Below are 20,977 nucleotides of genomic sequence, written 5' to 3'. Positions count from 1 at the left end.
GGTTACAGCCCCTTGACCGCGAAGATGCCGTTGGCGTTGCGCCAGTAGCCTTTGTAGTCCATGCCGTAGCCGAAGATGTAGCGGTCGACGCAGGGCAGGCCCACGTAGTCGGCCTTGAGGTCCGGGCTGGCCTTGCGGTCGTGGTCCTTGTCGATCAGTACTGCAGTGTGCACCGAGCGTGCGCCGGCATGCTTGCAGAACTCGATGATGGCGCTGAGGGTATGGCCTTCATCCAGGATGTCGTCGACGATCAGCACGTCACGGTCGATGAACGACACTTCCGGCTTGGCCTTCCAGAACAACTCGCCGCCGCTGGTCTGGTTGCGATAGCGGGTGGCGTGCAGGTAGCTGGCCTCCAGCGGGAACTGCAGGTGGGTCAGCAATTTGCCGGAAAAGATCAGGCCGCCGTTCATTACGCAGAACACCACCGGGTTCTTGTCGTGCAGGTCCTTGCAGATCTGCTCGCCGACTTTGGCGATGGCCGCTTCGACTTCGGCTTCGGTGTACAGGCAGTCAGCTTCACGCATGACTTGACGGATATGCTCGAGATCGGCGGACATGGCGCTCTCCGGGTGGCACTTTGGAAAAGCGGGCAAAGGTACGCATCCGCTCGTCACAGATCAAGCATTTATGGACTAACGTCCAAAATGACCAGACGACAGCACAGGCTGAATAGATTAATCTAGCCCGGTTTTTTTGCCCGCCTTTCGGAGCCCCCTATGCCCACTCGTGAGATCCGCCATCCGCTGATCCGCCACAAGCTCGGCCTGATGCGCCGTGCCGATATCAGCACCAAGAATTTTCGCGAACTCGCCCAGGAAGTCGGCGCGCTCCTGACCTACGAAGCGACCCAGGACCTGCCGCTGGAAACCTACGAGATCGACGGCTGGTGCGGCAAGGTGCAGGTTGAAAAGATCGCTGGCAAGAAGATTACCGTGGTGCCGATCCTGCGCGCCGGCATCGGCATGCTCGACGGCGTGCTCAGCCTGATCCCCGGGGCCAAGGTCAGCGCGGTCGGCGTTGCCCGCAACGAAGAAACCCTCGAAGCCCACACCTACCTGGAAAAGCTCGCGCCAGACATCAACCAGCGCCTGGCCCTGATCATCGACCCGATGCTGGCCACCGGCAGTTCGATGGTCGCCACCATCGACCTGTTGAAGAAGGCAGGCTGCAAGGAAATCCGTGCCATGGTCCTGGTGGCCGCGCCGGAAGGCATCGAAGTGGTGGAAAAAGCCCACCCGGACGTGCAGATCTACACCGCGTCGATCGACCAGCACCTGAACGAGCACGGCTATATCGTGCCTGGCCTGGGCGATGCCGGTGACAAGATCTTCGGCACCAAGCAAAAGGACGCCTGACCATGCAGGACGGCTTCAACGACCCGCTCTGGCGCCAGGTCGTTTCGGGCGCGCAGATGCTCTTCGTGGCATTCGGCGCGCTGGTGCTGATGCCACTGATCACCGGCCTCGACCCGAACGTCGCGCTGTTCACCGCCGGCATCGGCACCCTGCTGTTCCAGCTGGTCACCGGCCGCCAGGTACCGGTGTTCCTGGCCTCGAGCTTTGCCTTCATCACCCCGATCATCCTCGCCAAGGGCCAGTTCGGCCTGGCCGAGACCATGGGCGGGGTGATGGCCGCAGGCTTCGTCTACACCTTCATGGGCCTGATGGTAAAGATCAAAGGCACCGGTTTCATCGACCGCATGCTGCCGCCGGTAGTGATCGGCCCGGTGATCATTTCCATCGGCCTGGCCATGGCACCGATCGCGGCGAACATGGCCATGGGCAAGGCCGGGGACGGCAGCGTGCTGCTGCCGTACAAGACGGCGATGATGATCTCCATGCCCGCCCTGCTGACCACACTGATCGTCGCCGTGTTCGGCAAAGGTATCTTCCGCCTGGTGCCGATCATTGCCGGCGTGCTGGTCGGCTTTGCCCTGTCGTTCGCCTTTGGCGTGGTCGACACGGCCAAAATCGCCGCCGCACCGTGGCTGGAACTGCCCAACTTCACCGCGCCGGCGTTCAACTGGCAGGCCATCCTGTTCATCGTCCCGGTTGCCCTGGCACCGGCGATCGAGCACATCGGTGGGGTGATCGCCGTCGGCAGCGTGACCGGCCGTGACTACCTGAAGAAACCCGGCCTGCACCGCACCCTGCTCGGTGACGGCCTGGCCACCACCGCAGCCGGCCTGTTCGGCGGCCCGCCCAACACCACCTACGCCGAAGTGACCGGCGCGGTGATGCTGACCAAGAACTACAACCCGAAGATCATGACCTGGGCGGCGATCTTTGCCATCACCCTGGCCTTCATCGGCAAGTTCGGCGCGCTGCTGCAGAGCATTCCAGTGCCGGTGATGGGCGGCATCCTGTGCCTGCTGTTCGGCTCGATCGCAGCGGTGGGCATGAACACCATGATCCGCCACAAGATCGACCTGGCCGAAGCGCGCAACCTGGTGATCGTCTCGGTCACCCTGGTGTTCGGTATCGGCGGCGTGCTCATCGGCAGCGGCGATGGCCCGGATGACTGGGGCCTGAAAGGCATTGCCCTGTGCGCCATCGTGGCGATCGCCCTGAACCTGATCCTGCCGGGCAATGATGGTTGGAAGCACAAGAAGCTGGATGATCAGATGCCTTGAGGTCTGGGGCGGCCTTGCAGCCCGGTCGGGTCACCAGGCCGCCCCTGCCCGGAATTCCGGCCCCTGTAGAAGCAGCCTTGTGTCGCAACAGGGCTGCAATGCAGCCCCAGCTGTTCAAGCCTTTTCGCACAGGTCAGCCAGCACCCTGGCCCACTCCGGGTGGTCATTCAGGCACGGCACCAGCACCAGCTCCTGCCCACCCGCCTCGACAAACTGCTCGCTGCCACGCATGCCGATTTCTTCCAGCGTCTCGATGCAATCGGCGACGAATGCCGGGCACATCACCAGCAACTTCTTCACCCCGGCCTTGGCCAGCTCATCCAGCCGCGTCTCGGTGTAGGGCTCGATCCACTTGTCCCGGCCCAGCCGCGACTGGAACGATACCGACCATTTCCCCTCGGCAATGCCCATTTTCTGCGCAAACGCCTTGGCCGTGGCCAGGCACTGCCCACGGTAGCAAACCGCCCGCACCTCGGCGGACGCATCATGGCAACAATCGACAGCCCGCAGGTCGTGCCGGGTGCCTTTCGGGAACAGCTTCTTCAGGTGTCGCTCCGGCAGGCCATGGAAGCTGAGCAGTACGTGGTCATACGGCTGTTCCAGGTAAGGACGGGCGCTGGCGGCCAGCGCCTCGATGTACGCCGGGTGTTGGTAGAACGGTTGCAGCACGCGCATCTGCAGCGGCAACTGCTGCTCTTCGATGGTCCGCCTGGCCTGCTCTACCACGGTGGTCACCGTGCTGTCGGCGAACTGTGGGTAAAGCGGCGCCAGGGTCACCTTGCGCACGCCTTGTCGGGCAAGCCGTTCCAGCGCTTCAGGCAAGGCCGGCTGGCCGTAGCGCATGGCGATTTCCACCGGGCCGTGAGGCCAGTGTGCGGCCATCGCCGCCTGCAGGCGCCGGGTCAGCACCACCAGCGGCGAGCCCTCGTCCCACCAGATCGAGCCATAGGCATGCGCCGACTGCTCCGGTCGCTTGATCAGGATCAGCGACACCAGCAGGCGCCGCAGCGGCCAGGGCAGGTCGACCACATACGGGTCCATGAGGAACTGGTCGAGGTAGCGGCGCACATCGGCCACCGAAGTGGAGGCAGGGGAACCCAGGTTGACCAGCAGCAGAGCGTGATCGGTCATGCAGCGTCCTATGTCAAAGTTGGCTGGACAGGTTGTCCAGGGCCGATTGCAGATCGTTGAAGCGGAAGGTAAAGCCTGCCGCCAGCAAGCGTACCGGGCGCGCGCGCTGGCCGCCGAGCAGCAGGATCGACAGCTCGCCCAGAAGGGCCTTGAGCAGCACCGCCGGCACCGGCAGCAGCGCCGGGCGATGCAAGGTGCGGCCCAGGCGCCTGGCGAACTCGCGGTTGCGCACCGGCTCTGGGGCGCAGGCATTATAGGGACCGCTGGCGTCCTTGTGCTGCAAGAGAAAATCAATCAGGGCCACCTGGTCGTCTATATGGATCCAGGGCATCCATTGCCGCCCATGGCCCAGAGGCCCGCCCAGTCCCAGCTTGAAGGGCAGGCGCAGGCGCGACAAAAAGCCGCCATCGCTGGCCAGCACCAACCCGGTCCGCACCAGCACCACGCGGATGCCCTGGGCCTGCGAGCGCAGGGCGGTTTCTTCCCAGGCAATGCACAACTGGCTGGCGAAATCCTCTCGCACCGGGGGTGAAGCCTCGCTCAGCTCGCGTTCGCCGCCGTCCCCGTACCAGCCCACCGCCGAACCGGAAATCAGCACTTGCGGGCGCTGCTCACGGCTGCCCAGCCAGCTCAGCAATTGTTCGGTGAGGGCGATGCGGCTGGCCCACAGCAGGTTGCGCCGAGTCGCCGTCCAGGGGCGGTCGGCGATCGGTGCACCGGCCAGGTTGACCACCGCATCGAGCTGATCGTCCGGCTCCAGTTGTTCCAGGCGGGCGATGCCACGCACGCCCGCCCCGCAGATCGTCGGCACCTGCTCGGGTCGCCGGCTCCACACCGTCAGCCGATGTCCCTGGCCAAGCCAGTAGCGGCACAGGTGCCGGCCAATCAACCCAGTGCCGCCTGTCAGTAATATATGCATGGCAGTGTCCTCGCAGATTGCGGCGGTGGTCTATTTTTAACGACAAGGCACTTTTTTGACCCGACGCTCTCGGATAAACATAGGCCAACCTGCCCGCCAAAGCGGTATAACCTTATACAAAAATTGTGCATTGTACAGGTTTGCCTGACAGCGTAGTCTGCTTACAGCAAGGTTTAAAGAGGCCATCATGACAGTACCAATCGCCATCATCGGGGCCGGTATCGCCGGCCTGTCTGCCGCCCAGGCTTTGCAGAAGGCCGGGCAATCCGTGCATTTGTTCGACAAAGGCCATGGCAGTGGCGGGCGCATGGCCAGCAAGCGCAGCGAGGCTGGCGCGCTGGATCTCGGCGCCCAGTACTTCACCGCCCGCGACCGGCGCTTTGTCGAGCAGGTGCAGCAGTGGGTCGCCGCCGGCTGGGCCGAACAATGGACGCCGCAGCTGTACAACTACCGCGATGGTGAACTCAGCCCCTCGCCCGACGAGCAGACGCGCTGGGTGGGTGTACCGCGCATGAGCGCCATCACCCGCGGCCTGCTCAAGGATGTGACCGTCAATTTCGGCTGCCGCATCGCCGAGGTGTTCCGTGGCAAGCAGTACTGGCACCTGCAGGATACCGAAGGCTGCAGCCACGGCCCGTACAGCCGCGTGGTGATCGCCGTGCCGGCGCCACAGGCCACACCGCTGCTGGCCGCTACCCCGAAGCTGGCTGCCGTTGCCGCTGGCGTGCAGATGGAGCCTACCTGGGCCGTCGCCCTGGCCTTCCAGGCCCCGCTGGACACCCCGATGCAAGGCTGCTTCGTGCAGGACAACCCACTCGACTGGCTGGCGCGCAACCGCAGCAAACCGGGCCGTGACGAGCATCTCGACACCTGGGTGCTGCACGCCACCTCAACCTGGAGCCGGCAGCACATCGACCTGGCCAAGGAAGAGGTGATCGAACAGCTGTGGGGTGAATTCGCCGAGCTGGTCGGCTGCGTGGTACCGGCACCGACCTTTGCCTTGGCCCACCGCTGGCTGTATGCCCGCCCGACCAGCAACCATGAATGGGGCGCGCTGGCCGATGCCGACCAAGGCTTGTACGCCTGCGGCGACTGGTGCCTGTCCGGGCGTGTCGAGGGAGCCTGGCTGAGCGGCCAGGAAGCAGCGCGGCGGCTGCTCGAACACCTTGAGTGACAGAGTTATACAAAAAAACTAGTTTGCATAATTTCTTGGCTGTGCTGGAATTGACCTGTACAAGTTTTTGACCATGTACAGGTTTATGGAGACAGCCATGCACGACCCCTCCACGCATCGCAAGCCGCGCATTGCCATCAGTGCCTGCCTGACCGGTCACAGCGTGCGCTACAACGGCGGCCACAAGGCCTCCGACCTGTGTCGAACGCAGCTCGAGGAACATTTCGACTGGTTGCCGGTATGCCCTGAAGTGGCGATCGGCCTGGGTGTACCGCGCGACCCGATTCGCCTGGTCGGCGACCCCGAGCAACCGGCAGTGGTCGGCACACGCAATCCCGACATCGACCTGACCGGCCCGCTGCGCAGTTATGGCCAGCAGATGGCCGCGGAACTCGATGACATCTGCGGCTACATCTTCATGCAGAAGTCGCCGTCCTGCGGGCTGGAGCGGGTCAAGGTCTACCAGGACAACGGCCGCCCGGCCTTCCACAGCGGGCGCGGTGTGTACGCCCAGGCGTTCTGCGCACAGCGCCCGGACCTGCCGGTGGAAGAAGAAGGCCGCCTGCACGATGCCGTGCTGCGCGAGAACTTCATCAGCCGGGTATACGCCTATGCCGACTGGCAGCGCCTGCTGGCCGAGGGCCTGAGCCGTGGGGCGCTGGTGCATTTCCATGCGCGCTACAAGTACCTGCTGATGGCCAACAACCCCCAGGCCTACCGCACCCTGGGGCGCATGCTCGGCAGCATGCGCCGTGATGACGACCCGCAAAGCATCGGCCCGCGCTATTTCAGCCAGCTGATGCAGGCGCTGCGCCGCTGCGCCAGCCGCGGCACCCATGGCAATGTTCTGCAGCACCTGAGCGGCTACTTCAAGGATGCCCTGACGCAGCAGGACAAGGCCGAGCTGCAGAGCATCATCAGCCAGTACCGGCAAGGCGTGGTGCCACTGGTGGTGCCGCTGACCTTGCTCAAGCACCACTTGCGCAAGCACCCCGACCCGTACCTGTTGCAACAGGCCTACCTGCAGCCGCATCCCGAGCGCCTGGGGTTGCGCAATGCTGTCTGAGATTTTGCTGCCCATCGGCGAGCTGGCCCGTCGCACCGGCGTCAACCCGGTTACCCTACGGGCGTGGGAGCGGCGCTACGGCTTGCTCAAGCCTCAGCGCACAGCCAAGGGCCATCGCTTGTATCCGCTGGACCAGGTGGAGCGGGTACAGACGATCCTCGCCTGGCTGCAGCGCGGTGCATCGGTCAGCCAGGTAGGCGAGCTACTCGACAAGCCCACTGCCACGCCGCCCAAAGGCGACTGGCAGGCCAGGCAGTTCCAGTTGATTGAAGCCATCGCCAATCTGTCCCAACGTGCGCTCGACCAACAGCTCAACCAGGCCATGGCGCTGTACCCGGCAGTGACCCTGTGCGAGCAATTGCTGCTGCCGCTGCTCGACATACTCGAGCTGCGCTGGCGCACCTACTTCAATGCGGGGCTGGAGCAGATCTTTTTCAGCACATGGCTGCGCAGCAAGCTCGGTGCCCGGATCTATCACGACAACCAGTTGCTGCAAGGCCCTGCGGTGCTGTTGGCCGATGATCACGAGCGCGGCTTCAACCCTGAACTGTGGTTATGCGCCTGGCTGCTGACCAATAACGGTATCGCCGTGGAAGTGCTGGAACACCCCATCGCAGGGGCTCAACTCAGCCATGCCGCCGCCACCCTGAAAGTGCGCGCCGTCATCTTGTACCTTGGCCCGCGCATCGATGCCAAGGCGCTGCAACGCATGCTGCGCAATCTGCCAACGCCCGCCTTGCTGGGCGGACCGACAATGGCCATGCACGAAGCGCAGCTCGGTAACCTCGACCACCCCTACCTCTGCTTGTTCGACACCCCCCAGGCCGCCCTGCGGTTGCTTCAGGGCAACGAGCGGCCGGCTGCAGGACTGGACTCACCATGCAATTGACCTGGCTGCGCAGCGACCTGCGCATCGATGACAACACCGCACTCAGTGCCGCCACTGAACGCGGCCCGACCATCGCCCTGTGGCTGATCAGCCCTGGGCAGTGGCTGGCACATGACGATGCAGCCTGCAAAGTCGACTTCTGGCTGCGTAACCTGCGCGACCTGAGCCAGTCACTGGCGCACTTGAACATCCCCCTGCTGATTCGCACGGTCGACAGCTGGGAGCAGGCGCCACAGGCCGTGCTCGAGGTGTGCCGCCAGCATCGGGTGCAAGGTGTGCACTGGAACGAAGAGTACGGCCTCAACGAGCAGCGCCGTGACGACGCCACACGGGCCTTGCTGGAACGCTCGGCCATCCAGGTTCACAGCCATCTCGACCAGCTGTTGTTCCGTCCGGGCAGCATCCTCACCCGCAGTGGTGACTACTTTCAGGTGTTCAGCCAGTTCAAGAAGAGCTGCCTGGAGCACCTGCACCGCAACCTGCCGGCCCTGGCCCGGCAGGTGCAGCGTCAGGCACCGCTACAGGTCGCCAGCGACTCCATACCCGAGCAGGTGAAAGGCTTCGAACAGCCAGGGCGCTCCCTGCGCGAACATTGGCCTGCCGGTGAAGCCGAGGCACAGGCGCGGCTGGCCCGCTTTGTCGACGAAACCATCGACGATTACCACCAGCTGCGTGACTTGCCGGCCAAGCCTGGCACCAGCCAGCTGTCCCCCTATCTGGCCGCCGGCGTGATCTCGCCGCGCCAGTGCCTGCACGCCGCCTTGGCCAGCAACCGAGGCGAGTTCGACAGCGGCAGCAGCGGCGTGCAGACCTGGATCAACGAACTGCTCTGGCGCGAATTCTACAAACACATCCTGACCGGTTATCCACAGGTCTCGCGCCACCGCGCCTTCCGCGCGCATATCGAAGCGTTGCCCTGGCGCGACGCACCGGCCGACCTCGCAGCCTGGGAACAGGGCCGCACCGGCTTTCCAATCATCGACGCGGCAATGCGCCAGCTGCTGCACACCGGCTGGATGCACAACCGCCTGCGCATGATCGTGGCCATGTTCCTCAGCAAGAACCTGCTGATCGACTGGCGCAAGGGCGAACGGCACTTCATGCGCCACCTGATCGATGGCGACCTCGCTGCCAACAACGGCGGCTGGCAGTGGAGCGCGTCCACCGGCACCGACGCCGTACCCTATTTCCGCCTGTTCAACCCGGTTTCGCAATCGCAGCGTTTCGACCCCCAGGGGCAGTTCATTCGGCACTGGCTGCCTGAATTGCAGGGGCTGAATGAAAAAACTATTCATTTACCGGTGAAGACAGCCGATCTTTTTGCTACACATTGCTATCACAGTCCCATTGTCGATCTCGACAGTAGTCGCCAACGTGCGCTGGAAGCTTTCAAGAACCTCCCGCGTCGGCAGAATCAGAGGGCAATATCGTGAATGTTCGTCGTATCTGGGTGACGGGCGCGGCCAATGGACTAGGCTTGGCGTTGGTGGAGGCGCTACTCGGGCAAGGGCACCGGGTAGCCGCGAGTGGCAAGGATGACGAGGCGCTGGACGCCTTGGCGGCGCGCTATGGTCGCCAGCTGTTGCGTTTGCCCTGGCAGTTGCATGAAGAACAGCAGGCGGCACAGGCCAGCCAGCAGATCTGCCATGCCTGGTGCTCGCTGGATGGCCTGATCCTGAATGCCGGGACCAGCGATTACCTGGCGGACAATGTGCCAGGCGGCGAACTGTTCGAGGCAATTGCCACCAGCAACCAGTTGGCCGGCGAACATTGCCTGGCCAATGCGCTGCCATTGCTGGCGCGAGGTGACTCGCCGCAGGTGATGGCGGTTTTCAACCGTTATTCGGCGTTGCAGTTGTACGCGCCGACGCAGCCCAGCGCAGACTGGAACAACATGCCGCAGTGGATGCGCAAGCAGCGCCAGGCATTGCAGGCTGAAGGGATTGAGCTGACTGTGGTGGGACCACAGTCGCTCAAGGCACCGGTGACCCCGGTGCAGGCGATACCGGAGGCCTGGACAGCGCAAAGCGCGGCAGAAGAGCTGCTGCGGCGGTGGCCGCAGCGGGAGCCGGAGCTGGTCCTGGAAACCCTGGACCCAAGCGATTTGTGGCCTTTGCCACGCTAGCCGGCATGGCGCCTGCAGGGCCCGCCTGCCAGGCGGGCTCAGAGCGCCATGCGGTAATGCAGGCTGTAGCTTTCTACCCCATCGTTGGGCTGTTTCAGGCCAGCGTTGGAATAGTGGATCGCCCGTACCCCGATCTCATGCCCACCGGCAAAGCGCAGGCCAAAGCCGATGCGGTCTTCGAACTGGAATGACGAGCCCAGGTCGTTGTCTTCCAGCTCGGTACTGGAGAACGCTGCCACGCCAATACCCGCTTCGACGTACGGCTTCACCGAGTCGCCAGCAAACTCATAGACGAATACCGGTGCGAACGAGAGGCTGTGGTTGCTGGCAGTCTCATCCCCATCCCAATAGCTGTAGGCCCCATCCCAGTAACCGGTCAGGCGGCCGACACTGGTTTGCCACCAGCTCGCGTCCCAGTTCGATTGCAGCCCCAGCCGATAGACCATGGTCGAGTCGCCGGTCTGCCCCACCGAAAACGAAACGTCGGCAGCCTGCGCCGACAATGCTTGCCCCAGGGTTACGACGGCAGCCGCCGCCAAGCACAGCAGTTTCTTCATGAGAAACATCCTTCTTCCTGATGCTGTTATGAGTGTCTGCCTCATGGCAGGTAAACGGTAGAAAGCGGCAGTAGTACGATAGTTCAGCTTGATTTCACGTTTTTTTCACAACGCAAAGCTTTGCACACTGTCGGATTTATGCCACAGCAAAGGTAGGATTTTTCTCAACGCTTGCGGATCGGCGCTGGTCCAGAAGCGGGTATCGCCGGCAGGCCCAGTGGCCAGCAGCCCATGTGCGGCCAGCAAGCGCTGCAGCTGGCGTGCCACCGCAGCGCCAGTGTCGATGATCGCCACGTCGGCAGGCACCATGTCGGCCAGCAGCGGGCGCAGGAAGGGGTAATGGGTGCAGCCGAGGATCAGGGTATCGCAGCCTGCAGCCAGCAAAGGCTGCACATAACCCGACAGCAACTGGTGCAGCGCCGGGCTGGCCAGGTCGCCCGCCTCGATGCGCTCGACCAGGCCCGGGCAAGGCTGAGTGATGACCTGTACGTCGCTGGCGAAACGGTCGAGCAAGGCGGCGAACTTGGCGCTCTGCAGGGTACCAGTGGTCGCCAGCACACCCACCACGCCGGAACGCGTGGCGGCCGCAGCGGGCTTTACCGCCGGCTCCATGCCAACCAGTGGCCAGCTCGGATATAACTCACGCAAGTCGGTCACCGCTGCCACCGTTGCGGTGTTGCAGGCCAGCACCATGGCCTTGGCGCCTTGTTCATGGAAGAACCCGGCAATGCGCCGGCACCGTTCACGGATATAGTCCGGGGTCTTCTCGCCATACGGCACGTGACCGCAATCGGCCACGTACAGCAGCGTCTCGTGGGGCAGCAAACGCTGGATCTCGGCGAGTACCGACAAGCCGCCTACCCCGGAGTCCATCACGCCGATCGGCGCCGAGCGCTCAGCCATCGCGCTTACCGCAGACCGCACAGGCCGGGTCGCGTTTGACCCGCAATTCGCGCATGCGGGTGCCAAGGGCATCGATCAGCAGCAGGCGCCCGACCAGCGGTTCGCCAAACCCGGCCAGCAGCTTCATGGCCTCCAGGGCCTGCAGGCTGCCTACCAGGCCGACCAGAGGGCCAATCACCCCGGCTTCGCTGCAGGTCAGTTCGGCTTCGCTGCCATGGCCGTACAGGCAGTGGTAGCAAGGGCTATAGTCGCGCCGTGGATCGAATACCGACAGCTGCCCTTCCAGGCGGATCGCCGCACCGCTGACCAGCGGTTTGACCGCAGCGACACAGGCGGCATTGACGGCCTCGCGGGTGCTGAAGTTGTCGGAGCAATCCAGCACCAGGTCGACTGCCGCCACTGCTGCGGCCAATGAGTCCTCGTCCAGTGCCTGGCGATGGGCGACCAGGCTGATTTCCGGGTTGATCGCCTGCAAACGCTGCAAGGCCGAATCGACCTTGCTCATGCCGACGCTGGCACTGTCGTGAATGACCTGGCGTTGCAGGTTGGTCAGGTCGACGGTGTCGAAGTCGGCCAGGTGCAGCTCGCCCACTCCGGCGGCAGCCAGGTACAAGGCGACCGGTGAACCAAGGCCACCGAGCCCGACGATCAGCGCCTTGCTCCGCTTGAGGCGCAACTGGCCGTCAATGTCTATCTGGGCCAGCAATACCTGCCGGCTGTAACGCAGCAGTTCCTGATCACTCAGCATGGCAGGCGTCCCAGGGTAATGCGTTCATGGCCACCCAGGTCGGTGCGGCTGGCGACCTCGATGAAGCCTTGTTCAGCCAGCAAGGCGCGTACTGCCGCTGCCTGATCGTAGCCGTGTTCCAGCAGCAGCCAGCCGCCCGCTACCAGGTGCGCCGGGGCCTGGGCGGCGATGACGCGCAGGTCGTCCAGGCCATCGGCGCCGGCCACCAGGGCGCTGCTGGGCTCGAAACGTACATCGCCGACGGCCAGGTGCGGGTCGGCGGCGGCGATATAGGGCGGGTTGCTGACAATCAGGTCGAAACGCTCGCCGGCCAGGCTGTCGAACCAGTGGCTGACCCGCACCTGGGCGTTTGCCAGGCCCAGGCGCTGGCGGTTGCGCTCGGCCAGGGCGGCAGCCTCCTCCACCCGGTCCACTGCGGTTACCTGCCAAGCCGGGCGATCGCTGGCCAGGGCCAGGGCAATCGCGCCGCTGCCGGTGCCCAGGTCAAGGACCTTGGCCGGCGTGGCGGGCTGCAGTTCAAGGGCGGTTTCCACCAGCAGCTCGGTATCCGGCCGCGGGATCAGGGTATGCGGGGCCACTTCCAGGTCGAGCGTCCAGAAGCCCTGCTGGCCGAGAATGTAGGCGACCGGCTCGCCGTCGCGGCGGCGCTGCAGGTAGCTGGCATAGGTCTCGGCATCTTCGCTGCTGACGATCCGCTCGGGCCAGGTGTGCAGGTAGCTGCGCGACTTGCCGATGGCCGCAGCCAGCAACAGCTCGGCATCCAGCCGCTCGGTGGGCGATTCTGGCAACTGCGCATTGCGCAGCAGGCTGGCGATGATGGTCATCAGTCCCCCAGCGCGGCCAGCTGATCGGCCTGGTATTCAGCCAACAGCGGTTCGATGACGGCCTCCACGCCACCGGCGAGGATGTCGTCCAGCGAATACAGGGTCAGGTTGATACGGTGGTCGGTCACCCGCCCCTGTGGGTAGTTGTAGGTACGGATGCGCTCGGAGCGGTCGCCCGACCCCACCAGCAGCTTGCGCTCGCTGGCGATGGCGTTCTGCGCGGCGCTGGTCTGCATGTCGTTGAGCTTGGCCGACAGCCAGGACATGGCGCGGGCACGGTTCTTGTGCTGCGAACGCTCTTCCTGGCACTCGACCACGATGCCGGTCGGCAAGTGAGTGATGCGGATCGCCGAGTCGGTCTTGTTGACGTGCTGGCCGCCGGCACCGGATGCGCGGTAGGTGTCCACACGCAGGTCGGCCGGGTTGATCTCGATGGCGGCCTGTTCGTCCGGTTCGGGCAGTACCGCCACGGTGCATGCCGACGTGTGGATACGGCCCTGGGACTCGGTCTCGGGTACGCGCTGTACACGGTGCGCGCCGGACTCGAACTTGAGCTTGCCGTACACGTTGTCACCCTCGACGCGGGCGATGATTTCCTTGTAGCCGCCGTGCTCGCCTTCGTTCTCGGAGAGGATTTCCAGGCGCCAGCCGCGCTTTTCGGCGTAGCGCGAATACATGCGGAACAGGTCGCCGGAGAAAATCGCCGCCTCGTCGCCACCGGTACCGGCACGGATTTCGAGGAACACGTTGCGGCCGTCGTTGGGGTCTTTGGGCAGCAGCATGCGTTGCAGCTGCGCCTCCAGCGTCAGCAGTTGTTCCTTGGCTTCACGCACTTCTTCCACGGCCATTTCGCGCAGGTCCGGGTCACTGTCCTTGAGCAGCGCCTGGGCGCCTTCGAGGTCGTCCTGGACTTTGCGCCACTCTTTATATGCAGCGTAGACCGGCTCGACTTCGGCGTATTCACGGGAATAGGCGCGGAAGCGCGTCTGGTCGGAAATGACCTCGGCATCACCGAGCAGCGCGGTGAGTTCTTCGAAGCGGTCCTGGAGGATTTCCAGTTTGTTCAGCAGCGACGCTTTCATTGCGGGGATTTGTCCGTCGAGCCCTCGTTGAGGGCAAAGAGTTCCTGGGCCATGGCCAGCGCATCGAGGCGGCCCTCGGCCGAGAGCCTTTTCAGTTGCACGCTGGGCGCATGCAGGAGTTTGTTGGTCAGCCCCCGGGCCAGCTGGGCCAGCACGTCTTCGGGGTTGCCGCCGTTGGCCAGCAGGCGCAAGGCTTTTTGCAGTTCTTCGTCGCGCAGGCGCTCGCTTTGCTGGCGATAGGCCTTGAGCACGTCCACTGCGGCCAGCTCGCGCAGGCGCAGCATGAAATCTTCCGCCCCGACTGCCACCAGCTCTTCGGCGGCCTGGGCTGCGCCCTGACGGCTCTTGAGGTTTTCCGCCACTACATCGTGCAGGTCATCGACAGTGTACAGGTAGACATCGTCCAGCTCACCGACTTCGGTTTCGATGTCGCGTGGCACGGCGATGTCGACCATGAAGATGGGCTTGTGCCGGCGCTGCTTCAGTGCGCTTTCCACCGCGCCCTTGCCGAGGATCGGCAGTTGGCTGGCGGTGGAGCTGATGACGATGTCGCTGTTGGCCAGTTCCTGGGGGATATCGGCCAGCAGCACGGCATGTGCGCCGAACTGTTCGGCGAGGATGCTGGCCCGCTCCAGGGTCCGGTTGGCGACGACGATGCGGCGCACGCCCTGCTCGTGCAGGTGGCGGGCGACCAGGGTGATGGTTTCACCGGCACCGATCAGCAGGGCCTGGCTGCGGCCCAGGTCGCTGAAGATCTGCTTGGCCAGGCTGACTGCGGCGAACGCCACCGACACCGGGTTTTCGCCGATGGCGGTGTCGGTGCGTACCTGCTTGGCGGCGCTGAAGGTGGCCTGGAACAGGCGCCCGAGCAGCGGGCCGACGGTCCCGGCTTCACGCGCCACGGCATAGGCGGACTTCATCTGGCCGAGGATCTGCGGCTCGCCGAGCACCAGCGAATCCAGGCCCGAGGCCACGCGCATCATGTGCTTCACCGCCTCGTGTTCTTCGTGCACGTAGGCGCTGGCGCGCAGTTCGTCCAGGCTGAGCCGGTGATAGTCGGCCAGCCATTGCAGCACGGCATCGGCGGACAGGTGATCCTGCTCTATATAAAGCTCGCTGCGGTTGCAGGTCGACAGGATCGCCGCTTCGCGGCTGGATGTCAGCTGGCAGAGCTGCTGCAGGGCGTCTACCAGCTGCTCTGGGGTAAACGCCACGCGCTCGCGTACGTCTACCGAGGCAGTCTTATGGTTGATACCAAGTGCAAGAAAGGCCATGCAAGGTCGCTGGTTGTGACGGGAAGCCGATAATTGTCCTCTTTCGCAGGTTTCAGGACAACCACCGTTCGCTATTGCGCTGGTAGCGCTGCGGCTATCGCCGCCTCCAGGCCTGCACAAGCAGCGATTTCAGGCATGCTCCGCTCTTGCTCTGCTCTGCTCTGCTCTGCTCTGCTCTGCTTTTGATCTTGATCTTGATCTTGATCTTGATCTTGATCTTCGCGACTTCAGGAGGCCGAACGCAGGCCTTGCGGAGGGAGGTGACGGGCATGGATGCCCGTCAAGCGCTGAGGCCCCATGGATGGGGCCTGCAGCGCGTCCTCCCGGGAGCAAGGCCTTCGCTCGGCCTCCTGAAGTCGCATTCGGCGGCGCCTGGACTACTGCGCGCTTAGAAGCAAGAGCAAGAGCAAGAGCCGAAGCAAGAGCAAAAACAACAGTCCAGGTACCATCGTGACTGCTCTGGGACGAACCACCCGGGCATGGCGCGGTCTTCATGAGCGAAGCGATAGCTTCATACCTTCGCAGGTGGGTTTGCCACCGCGCTTGTGTCATCATGCTCCGACCGCCGGTGAGTCTTTCTAAAGCCTTTTATGAACAAACCATACGCATTGCTGCTTGCCTTCGCCCTGCTCCAGGGCTGCCAGAGCCTGGCCCCACAAAAGGCCGAGCCTCCCACTGCCGAGGCCGCCAAGCGCGAGGCGGAAAAGCCCGTGGTGTATGGCTCGTTCAAGCAGGAAACGCTCTATAGTCTGCTGGTGGCGGAACTGGCCGGCCAGCGCAACCGTTTCGACATCGCCCTGGCCAACTACACCGACCAGGCCGCGAAAACCCAGGACCCCGCAATTTCCGAGCGCGCCTACCGCATTGCCGAATACCTCGGCGCCGACGAACCGGCCCTGGACAATGCGCTGGTCTGGGCCCGCAACGACCCGCAGAACCTCGACGCCCAACGCGCCGCCGCCATCCAGCTGGCCCGCGCCGGCCGCTATGACGAATCCATGGCGTACATGGAAAAGGTCCTGCAAGGCCAGGGTGACACCCATTTCGACTTCCTTGCCCTGTCTGCGGCAGAAACCGACCAGAGCACCCGCGACGGCCTGCTGCACAGTTTCGAACGCTTGCTGGCCAAGTACCCGCAAAACAGCCAGCTGGTGTTCGGCAAGGCCCTGCTGCTGAACCAGGACGGCAAGGCCGAAGAAGCCCTCGAGCTGCTCGAGTCGCACCCGCCGCAAAACGGCGAAGTCGCCCCCATCCTGCTTCGCGCCCGCCTGCTCCAGGCCCTGGACCGCGGCCCGGAAGCCCTGCCACTGCTGCGCGGGGCGATCCGCGACAACCCGGATGACAAACGCCTGCGCCTGACCTACGCGCGCACCCTGGTCGAACAGGACCGCATCGCCGATGCCAAGGGCGAGTTCCTCAGCCTGGTCCAGCAATACCCCGACGACGACGAACTGCGCTATTCGCTGGCCCTGGTATGCCTGGAAAACAAAGACTGGGATGAAGCCGAGGGCTACCTGCAGGAGCTGATCGAGCGCGACAGCAATGTCGACGCCGCACACCTGAACCTGGGCCGCATCCGTGAGGAACGCCACGACCCCGCCGGCGCCCTGCGTGAATACGCCCTGGTCGGCCCAGGCCCCGATTACCTGCCGGCGCAGTTGCGCCAGGCCGACATCCTGGTTGCCAACGGCCGCGGCAGCGAAGCCTCGCGCCTGCTCGCCGAGGCCCGCGAAGCCCAGCCGGACTACGCCATCCAGCTGTACCTGATCGAGTCGGAAAGCTACAGCAACAACAACAAGGACGCCCAGGCCAGCCAGGTCCTGCAGCAAGCCATCCAGCGCTACCCGGACGACCTCAACCTGCTGTACACCCGCGCCATGCTGGCGGAAAAGCGCGATGACCTGCCGCAGATGGAAAAGGACCTGCGCGCGATCATCGCCCGCGAACCAGAAAACGCCATGGCCCTGAACGCCCTGGGTTATACCCTGGCCGACCGCACCACCCGCTACAGCGAAGCCAAGGCGCTGATCGACAAGGCCCACCAGCTGACCCCGGACGACCCGGCGATACTCGACAGCCTGGGCTGGGTCAATTACCGCCTGGGCAACCTCGACGAAGCTGAGTCGTACCTGCGCCGGGCCTTCGCCAGCTTCCCCGACCATGAAGTGGCCGCCCACCTGGGCGAAGTGCTATGGGCCAACGGCAAGCGCCGCGAAGCCCGCCAGGTCTGGGCCAAGGGCTTCGACGCCCAGGCCGACAGCCCCATCCTGCGCAAGACCCTCCTGCGCCTGACCGGATCCGAGACCCTTTAACGCCATGTTCCTGCGCCATTGCATCACCTTCACCCTGATCGCCCTGCTGGCCGGCTGCGCCGGCTTCGGTAGCCGCGAGGCCCTGGAGGGCCACGGCAACCCGCAGCAGTGGCGCGCCCATAAAGAGCAGTTGAGCAGCCTCGATGGCTGGCAAATCAACGGCAAGGTCGGCATCCGCGCCCCGCGTGATTCCGGCAGCGGTACGCTGTTCTGGCTGCAACGCCAGGACTACTACGACATCCGCCTGGCCGGCCCGCTGGGCCGTGGTGCCGCACGCCTGACCGGCCGCCCCGGCGGCGTGGTACTGGAGGTGGCCAACCAGGGCCGCTACGAGGCCAGCAGCCCCGAGGCACTGCTGGAAGAGCAGCTGGGCTGGCAACTGCCGGTCTCGCACCTGGTCTGGTGGGTCCGCGGCCTGCCCGCCCCCGACAGCAAGAGCAAACTGACCCTGGACGGCGACAGCCGCCTGGCCAGCCTCGACCAGGATGGCTGGCAGGTACAGTACCTGAGCTACACCGAGCAGAACGGCTATTGGCTGCCCGAGCGCCTGAAGCTGCACGGCAAGGACCTCGACGTCACCCTGGTGGTCAAGGACTGGCAGCCGCGCCAGCTGGGGCACTGATCCATGCGCACGCTCACCCTGCCCGCCCCGGCCAAGCTCAACCTGTGGCTGCATATCATCGGCCGCCGTGCCGACGGCTATCACGAGCTGGAAACCGTGTTCCAGTTCCTCGACCACGCCGACGAGCTGAGTTTCGCCGTGCGTGACGACGGCGTGATCCACCTGCACACCGAGATCGCGGCGGTACCGCACGACAGCAACCTGATCGTGCGCGCCGCGCGCATGCTGCAGGCGCAATCCGGCACAACGCTGGGCGCCGACATCTGGCTGACCAAGGTATTGCCCATGGGCGGCGGCATCGGCGGTGGCAGCTCGGATGCCGCCACCACCCTGCTGGCCCTCGCCCACCTGTGGCAACTGGACTGGGACGAAGACCGCCTGGCGGCCCTGGGCCTGAGCCTGGGTGCCGATGTACCGGTGTTCGTCCGCGGCCATGCCGCCTTCGCCCAGGGCGTGGGCGAACAACTGACCCCGGTCGACCCGGTCGAGCCGTGGTATGTCGTGCTGGTGCCGCAAGTGTCTGTCAGCACAGCAGAAATTTTTTCACATCCGCAGTTGACACGTGATTCACTGCCCCTTAAGATGCGCCCCGTTCCCGAGGGAAACAGTCGAAATGACTGCCAACCGGTGGTAGAGCAGAGTTACCCGGAAGTTCGCAATGCGTTGAATTCTTTGGGCAAATTCACTGAAGCTCGGCTAACCGGAACTGGAAGTTGTGTGTTTGGGGCCTTCCCAAGCAAAGCCGAAGCTGATAAAGTTCTGGCCCTTCTTTCAGCGACCCAAACAGGGTTTGTGGCGAAAGGAAGCAATATTTCGATGTTGCATCGCAAGCTGCAAAGTCTGATCAAGAAGTCGAGCGCATAAGCGTTCGCAGCAACAGATACAGGGGCGTCGCCAAGCGGTAAGGCAGCAGGTTTTGATCCTGCCATGCGTTGGTTCGAATCCAGCCGCCCCTGCCATTTTCCTTATACTCATCCAGGTTACCCTCAGCCTCCAGGTACTGCGCGTGTCCAAGATGATGGTCTTTACGGGGAATGCCAACCCCGATCTGGCTCGGCGTGTAGTACGTCAGCTGCATATCCCTCTCGGTGACGTCTCTGTCGGTAAATTCTCCGACGGCGAGATCAGTGCCGAGATCAATGAAAACGTTCGCGGTAAAGACGTCTTCATTATTCAGCCGACCTGTGCCCCGACCAACGATAACCTGATGGAACTGGTAGTGATGGCCGACGCCTTCCGCCGCTCCTCAGCATCCCGAATCACCGCCGTGATTCCTTACTTCGGATACGCCCGCCAGGACCGCCGTCCGCGTTCGGCACGTGTAGCCATCAGCGCCAAAGTCGTCGCTGACATGCTCACTGTCGTCGGTATCGACCGTGTACTCACCGTCGACCTGCACGCTGACCAGATCCAGGGTTTCTTCGATATCCCGGTCGACAACATCTACGGCTCGCCCGTACTGGTCGACGATATCGAGGACCAGCGTTTCGAGAACCTGATGATCGTCTCCCCGGACATCGGTGGCGTCGTGCGCGCACGTGCCGTCGCCAAGTCCCTGGGTGTCGACCTGGGTATCATCGACAAACGCCGCGAGAAGGCTAACCACTCCGAGGTGATGCACATCATCGGCGACGTCGAAGGGCGCACCTGCATCCTGGTAGACGACATGGTCGACACCGCCGGCACCCTGTGCCACGCGGCCAAAGCCCTGAAAGAACACGGCGCTGCCAAGGTTTACGCCTACTGCACGCACCCTGTCCTGTCGGGCCGCGCGATCGAGAACATCGAGAAGTCGGTACTGGACGAGCTGGTGGTGACCAACACCGTTCCGCTGTCCGCCGCTGCTCAAGCCTGTGACCGTATCCGCCAGCTGGATATCGCACCGGTTGTGGCTGAAGCGGTACGCCGCATCAGCAACGAAGAATCGATCAGCGCGATGTTCCGCTAAGCGGAACACACGCTGACGAAAAGCGCCCCGCCCCAACACTGGTTGTTGGGGCGGGGCTTTTTTGCCATCCCCGTTGGCGCTGGTCGCAAACGCCCTCGGGGGGCTATTTTGGAGAAACAAAATGACCGAATTCACCCTGAACGCCCAAGCGCGTACTGACCTGGGGAAAGGTGCGAGCCGCCGCCTGCGTCACTCCGCGAACATCCCAGCCGTTGTCTACGGTGGTAACCAGGACGCTCAGTCCCTGACCATCCTGGCCAAGGAAATCACCAAGCTGTTCGAAAACGAGGCTGCCTTCAGCCACGTTCTGGAACTGAACGTCGACGGCGCCAAGCAGAACGTCGTGGTCAAGGCCCTGCAGCGTCACCCGGCCAAAGGCTTCATCATGCACGCCGACTTCGTTCGCGTCGTTGCTGGCCAGAAACTGACCGCCAAGGTACCGGTTCACTTCATCAACGAAGAAGCCCCGGTCAAGAAAGGCGGCGAGATCTCCCACGTAGAAGCCGAGATCGAAGTTTCCTGCGAAGCCAAGGACCTGCCTGAGTTCATCGAAGTCGACCTGGCCAACGCTGAAATCGGCACCATCATCCACCTGTCGGACCTGAAAGCTCCGAAAGGCGTAGAGTTCGTAGCTCTGGCCCACGGTGATGACAAAGCTGTTGCCAACGTTCACGCTCCACGCGTTGCTCCAGAAGCAGAAGGCGCTGCCGAGTAATCCACTCGCGCGCCGGCGTTGATCGGGTTACAGTGCCGCGCGCGCTGTAACCC

Annotated in this window: 21 protein-coding genes and 1 tRNA gene; 13 read left to right on the top strand and 9 right to left on the bottom strand. The window is 63.9% G+C overall.

Annotated features, from left to right (window positions below; genetic code table 11):
- Positions 1-2: 2 nt before the first annotated feature.
- Positions 3-560: a hypoxanthine-guanine phosphoribosyltransferase gene (locus ACJA3S_RS03885; protein WP_170028265.1), complete on the bottom strand. Its 558-nt coding sequence runs from the start codon at positions 558-560 to the stop codon at positions 3-5.
- A 159-nt stretch (positions 561-719) separates the two neighbouring features.
- Here ACJA3S_RS03885 and upp point away from each other — a divergent pair, with 159 nt between their 5' ends.
- Both upp and ACJA3S_RS03875 read left to right on the top strand, forming a co-directional pair.
- On the top strand, positions 720-1,358 hold the full coding sequence (gene upp, locus ACJA3S_RS03880; protein ID WP_406820889.1) for a uracil phosphoribosyltransferase: 639 nt from the start codon (positions 720-722) through the stop codon (positions 1,356-1,358).
- Positions 1,359-1,360: 2 nt separating this feature from the next.
- The gene (locus tag ACJA3S_RS03875; protein WP_170028264.1) at positions 1,361-2,635 is read left to right on the top strand and encodes a uracil-xanthine permease family protein; all 1,275 of its coding nucleotides are present in this window, start codon (positions 1,361-1,363) and stop codon (positions 2,633-2,635) included.
- Between the two features lie 114 nt (positions 2,636-2,749).
- Here ACJA3S_RS03875 and hemH read toward each other — a convergent pair whose 3' ends face one another.
- Positions 2,750-3,766, bottom strand: a complete 1,017-nt coding sequence (gene hemH, locus ACJA3S_RS03870) for a ferrochelatase (RefSeq protein WP_406820888.1) — start codon at positions 3,764-3,766, stop codon at positions 2,750-2,752.
- 13 nt (positions 3,767-3,779) lie between these two features.
- Positions 3,780-4,685: a TIGR01777 family oxidoreductase gene (locus ACJA3S_RS03865; protein ID WP_406820887.1), complete on the bottom strand. Its 906-nt coding sequence runs from the start codon at positions 4,683-4,685 to the stop codon at positions 3,780-3,782.
- Positions 4,686-4,872: 187 nt separating this feature from the next.
- On the opposite strand from ACJA3S_RS03865, the gene ACJA3S_RS03860 reads away from it, so the two are divergent.
- The 5 genes from ACJA3S_RS03860 (at position 4,873) to ACJA3S_RS03840 (ending at position 9,939) form a co-directional block, all read left to right on the top strand.
- The gene (locus tag ACJA3S_RS03860; RefSeq protein ID WP_406820886.1) at positions 4,873-5,859 is read left to right on the top strand and encodes an NAD(P)/FAD-dependent oxidoreductase; all 987 of its coding nucleotides are present in this window, start codon (positions 4,873-4,875) and stop codon (positions 5,857-5,859) included.
- A gap of 97 nt (positions 5,860-5,956) precedes the next feature.
- Positions 5,957-6,925 (top strand): YbgA family protein, encoded by a 969-nt coding sequence (locus ACJA3S_RS03855; protein WP_406820885.1) that lies wholly within the window; start codon positions 5,957-5,959, stop codon positions 6,923-6,925.
- Complete coding sequence (locus ACJA3S_RS03850; RefSeq protein ID WP_406820884.1) at positions 6,915-7,814, top strand: MerR family transcriptional regulator; 900 nt, start codon at positions 6,915-6,917, stop codon at positions 7,812-7,814. Before ACJA3S_RS03855 ends, ACJA3S_RS03850 begins: the two co-directional genes overlap by 11 nt.
- Positions 7,805-9,247 carry a deoxyribodipyrimidine photo-lyase gene (gene phrB / locus ACJA3S_RS03845; protein WP_406820883.1) on the top strand — a complete coding sequence of 481 codons (1,443 nt, stop codon included), beginning with the start codon at positions 7,805-7,807 and terminating at the stop codon, positions 9,245-9,247. The genes ACJA3S_RS03850 and phrB overlap by 10 nt, the downstream gene beginning before the upstream one ends.
- On the top strand, positions 9,244-9,939 hold the full coding sequence (locus ACJA3S_RS03840; RefSeq protein WP_406820882.1) for an SDR family NAD(P)-dependent oxidoreductase: 696 nt from the start codon (positions 9,244-9,246) through the stop codon (positions 9,937-9,939). The genes phrB and ACJA3S_RS03840 overlap by 4 nt, the downstream gene beginning before the upstream one ends.
- Positions 9,940-9,977: 38 nt before the next feature.
- Here ACJA3S_RS03840 and ACJA3S_RS03835 read toward each other — a convergent pair whose 3' ends face one another.
- From ACJA3S_RS03835 to hemA, 6 genes are all read right to left on the bottom strand, one after another.
- Positions 9,978-10,496 (bottom strand): acyloxyacyl hydrolase, encoded by a 519-nt coding sequence (locus ACJA3S_RS03835; RefSeq protein WP_406820881.1) that lies wholly within the window; start codon positions 10,494-10,496, stop codon positions 9,978-9,980.
- A gap of 105 nt (positions 10,497-10,601) precedes the next feature.
- Complete coding sequence (gene murI / locus ACJA3S_RS03830; RefSeq protein WP_406820880.1) at positions 10,602-11,399, bottom strand: glutamate racemase; 798 nt, start codon at positions 11,397-11,399, stop codon at positions 10,602-10,604.
- Positions 11,392-12,147 (bottom strand): molybdopterin-synthase adenylyltransferase MoeB, encoded by a 756-nt coding sequence (locus tag ACJA3S_RS03825; protein WP_170028255.1) that lies wholly within the window; start codon positions 12,145-12,147, stop codon positions 11,392-11,394. The genes murI and ACJA3S_RS03825 overlap by 8 nt, the downstream gene beginning before the upstream one ends.
- Positions 12,141-12,971 (bottom strand): peptide chain release factor N(5)-glutamine methyltransferase, encoded by an 831-nt coding sequence (gene prmC, locus ACJA3S_RS03820; protein ID WP_406820879.1) that lies wholly within the window; start codon positions 12,969-12,971, stop codon positions 12,141-12,143. The genes ACJA3S_RS03825 and prmC overlap by 7 nt, the downstream gene beginning before the upstream one ends.
- Positions 12,971-14,053 carry a peptide chain release factor 1 gene (gene prfA / locus ACJA3S_RS03815; RefSeq protein ID WP_170028253.1) on the bottom strand — a complete coding sequence of 361 codons (1,083 nt, stop codon included), beginning with the start codon at positions 14,051-14,053 and terminating at the stop codon, positions 12,971-12,973. The genes prmC and prfA overlap by 1 nt, the downstream gene beginning before the upstream one ends.
- Positions 14,050-15,327: a glutamyl-tRNA reductase gene (gene hemA / locus ACJA3S_RS03810; RefSeq protein ID WP_406820878.1), complete on the bottom strand. Its 1,278-nt coding sequence runs from the start codon at positions 15,325-15,327 to the stop codon at positions 14,050-14,052. The genes prfA and hemA overlap by 4 nt, the downstream gene beginning before the upstream one ends.
- A gap of 590 nt (positions 15,328-15,917) precedes the next feature.
- Here hemA and ACJA3S_RS03805 point away from each other — a divergent pair.
- From ACJA3S_RS03805 to ACJA3S_RS03780, 6 genes are all read left to right on the top strand, one after another.
- Positions 15,918-17,639, top strand: coding sequence for a tetratricopeptide repeat protein (locus tag ACJA3S_RS03805; protein WP_406820877.1), 1,722 nt, complete (start codon positions 15,918-15,920; stop codon positions 17,637-17,639).
- Between the two features lie 4 nt (positions 17,640-17,643).
- Entirely contained in the window at positions 17,644-18,261 is a 618-nt protein-coding gene (gene lolB, locus ACJA3S_RS03800) for a lipoprotein insertase outer membrane protein LolB (RefSeq protein ID WP_170028250.1), read from the top strand.
- 3 nt (positions 18,262-18,264) lie between these two features.
- Positions 18,265-19,125, top strand: coding sequence for a 4-(cytidine 5'-diphospho)-2-C-methyl-D-erythritol kinase (ispE, locus tag ACJA3S_RS03795; RefSeq protein ID WP_406820876.1), 861 nt, complete (start codon positions 18,265-18,267; stop codon positions 19,123-19,125).
- A gap of 20 nt (positions 19,126-19,145) precedes the next feature.
- Positions 19,146-19,220 (top strand) — tRNA-Gln (locus ACJA3S_RS03790).
- 47 nt (positions 19,221-19,267) lie between these two features.
- A complete protein-coding gene (locus ACJA3S_RS03785; RefSeq protein WP_016391678.1) occupies positions 19,268-20,209 on the top strand; it encodes a ribose-phosphate pyrophosphokinase in 942 nt (313 codons plus the stop codon).
- A gap of 121 nt (positions 20,210-20,330) precedes the next feature.
- The gene (locus tag ACJA3S_RS03780; protein ID WP_013970896.1) at positions 20,331-20,924 is read left to right on the top strand and encodes a 50S ribosomal protein L25/general stress protein Ctc; all 594 of its coding nucleotides are present in this window, start codon (positions 20,331-20,333) and stop codon (positions 20,922-20,924) included.
- Positions 20,925-20,977: the final 53 nt, after the last annotated feature.

The sequence above is a fragment of the Pseudomonas sp. KnCO4 genome (assembly GCF_045344305.1).
Taxonomy (GTDB): domain Bacteria; phylum Pseudomonadota; class Gammaproteobacteria; order Pseudomonadales; family Pseudomonadaceae; genus Aquipseudomonas; species Aquipseudomonas anuradhapurensis.
The sequence above is the reverse complement of the archived record's forward strand: the minus strand, read 5'-3'. Positions and strand labels throughout refer to the sequence as shown.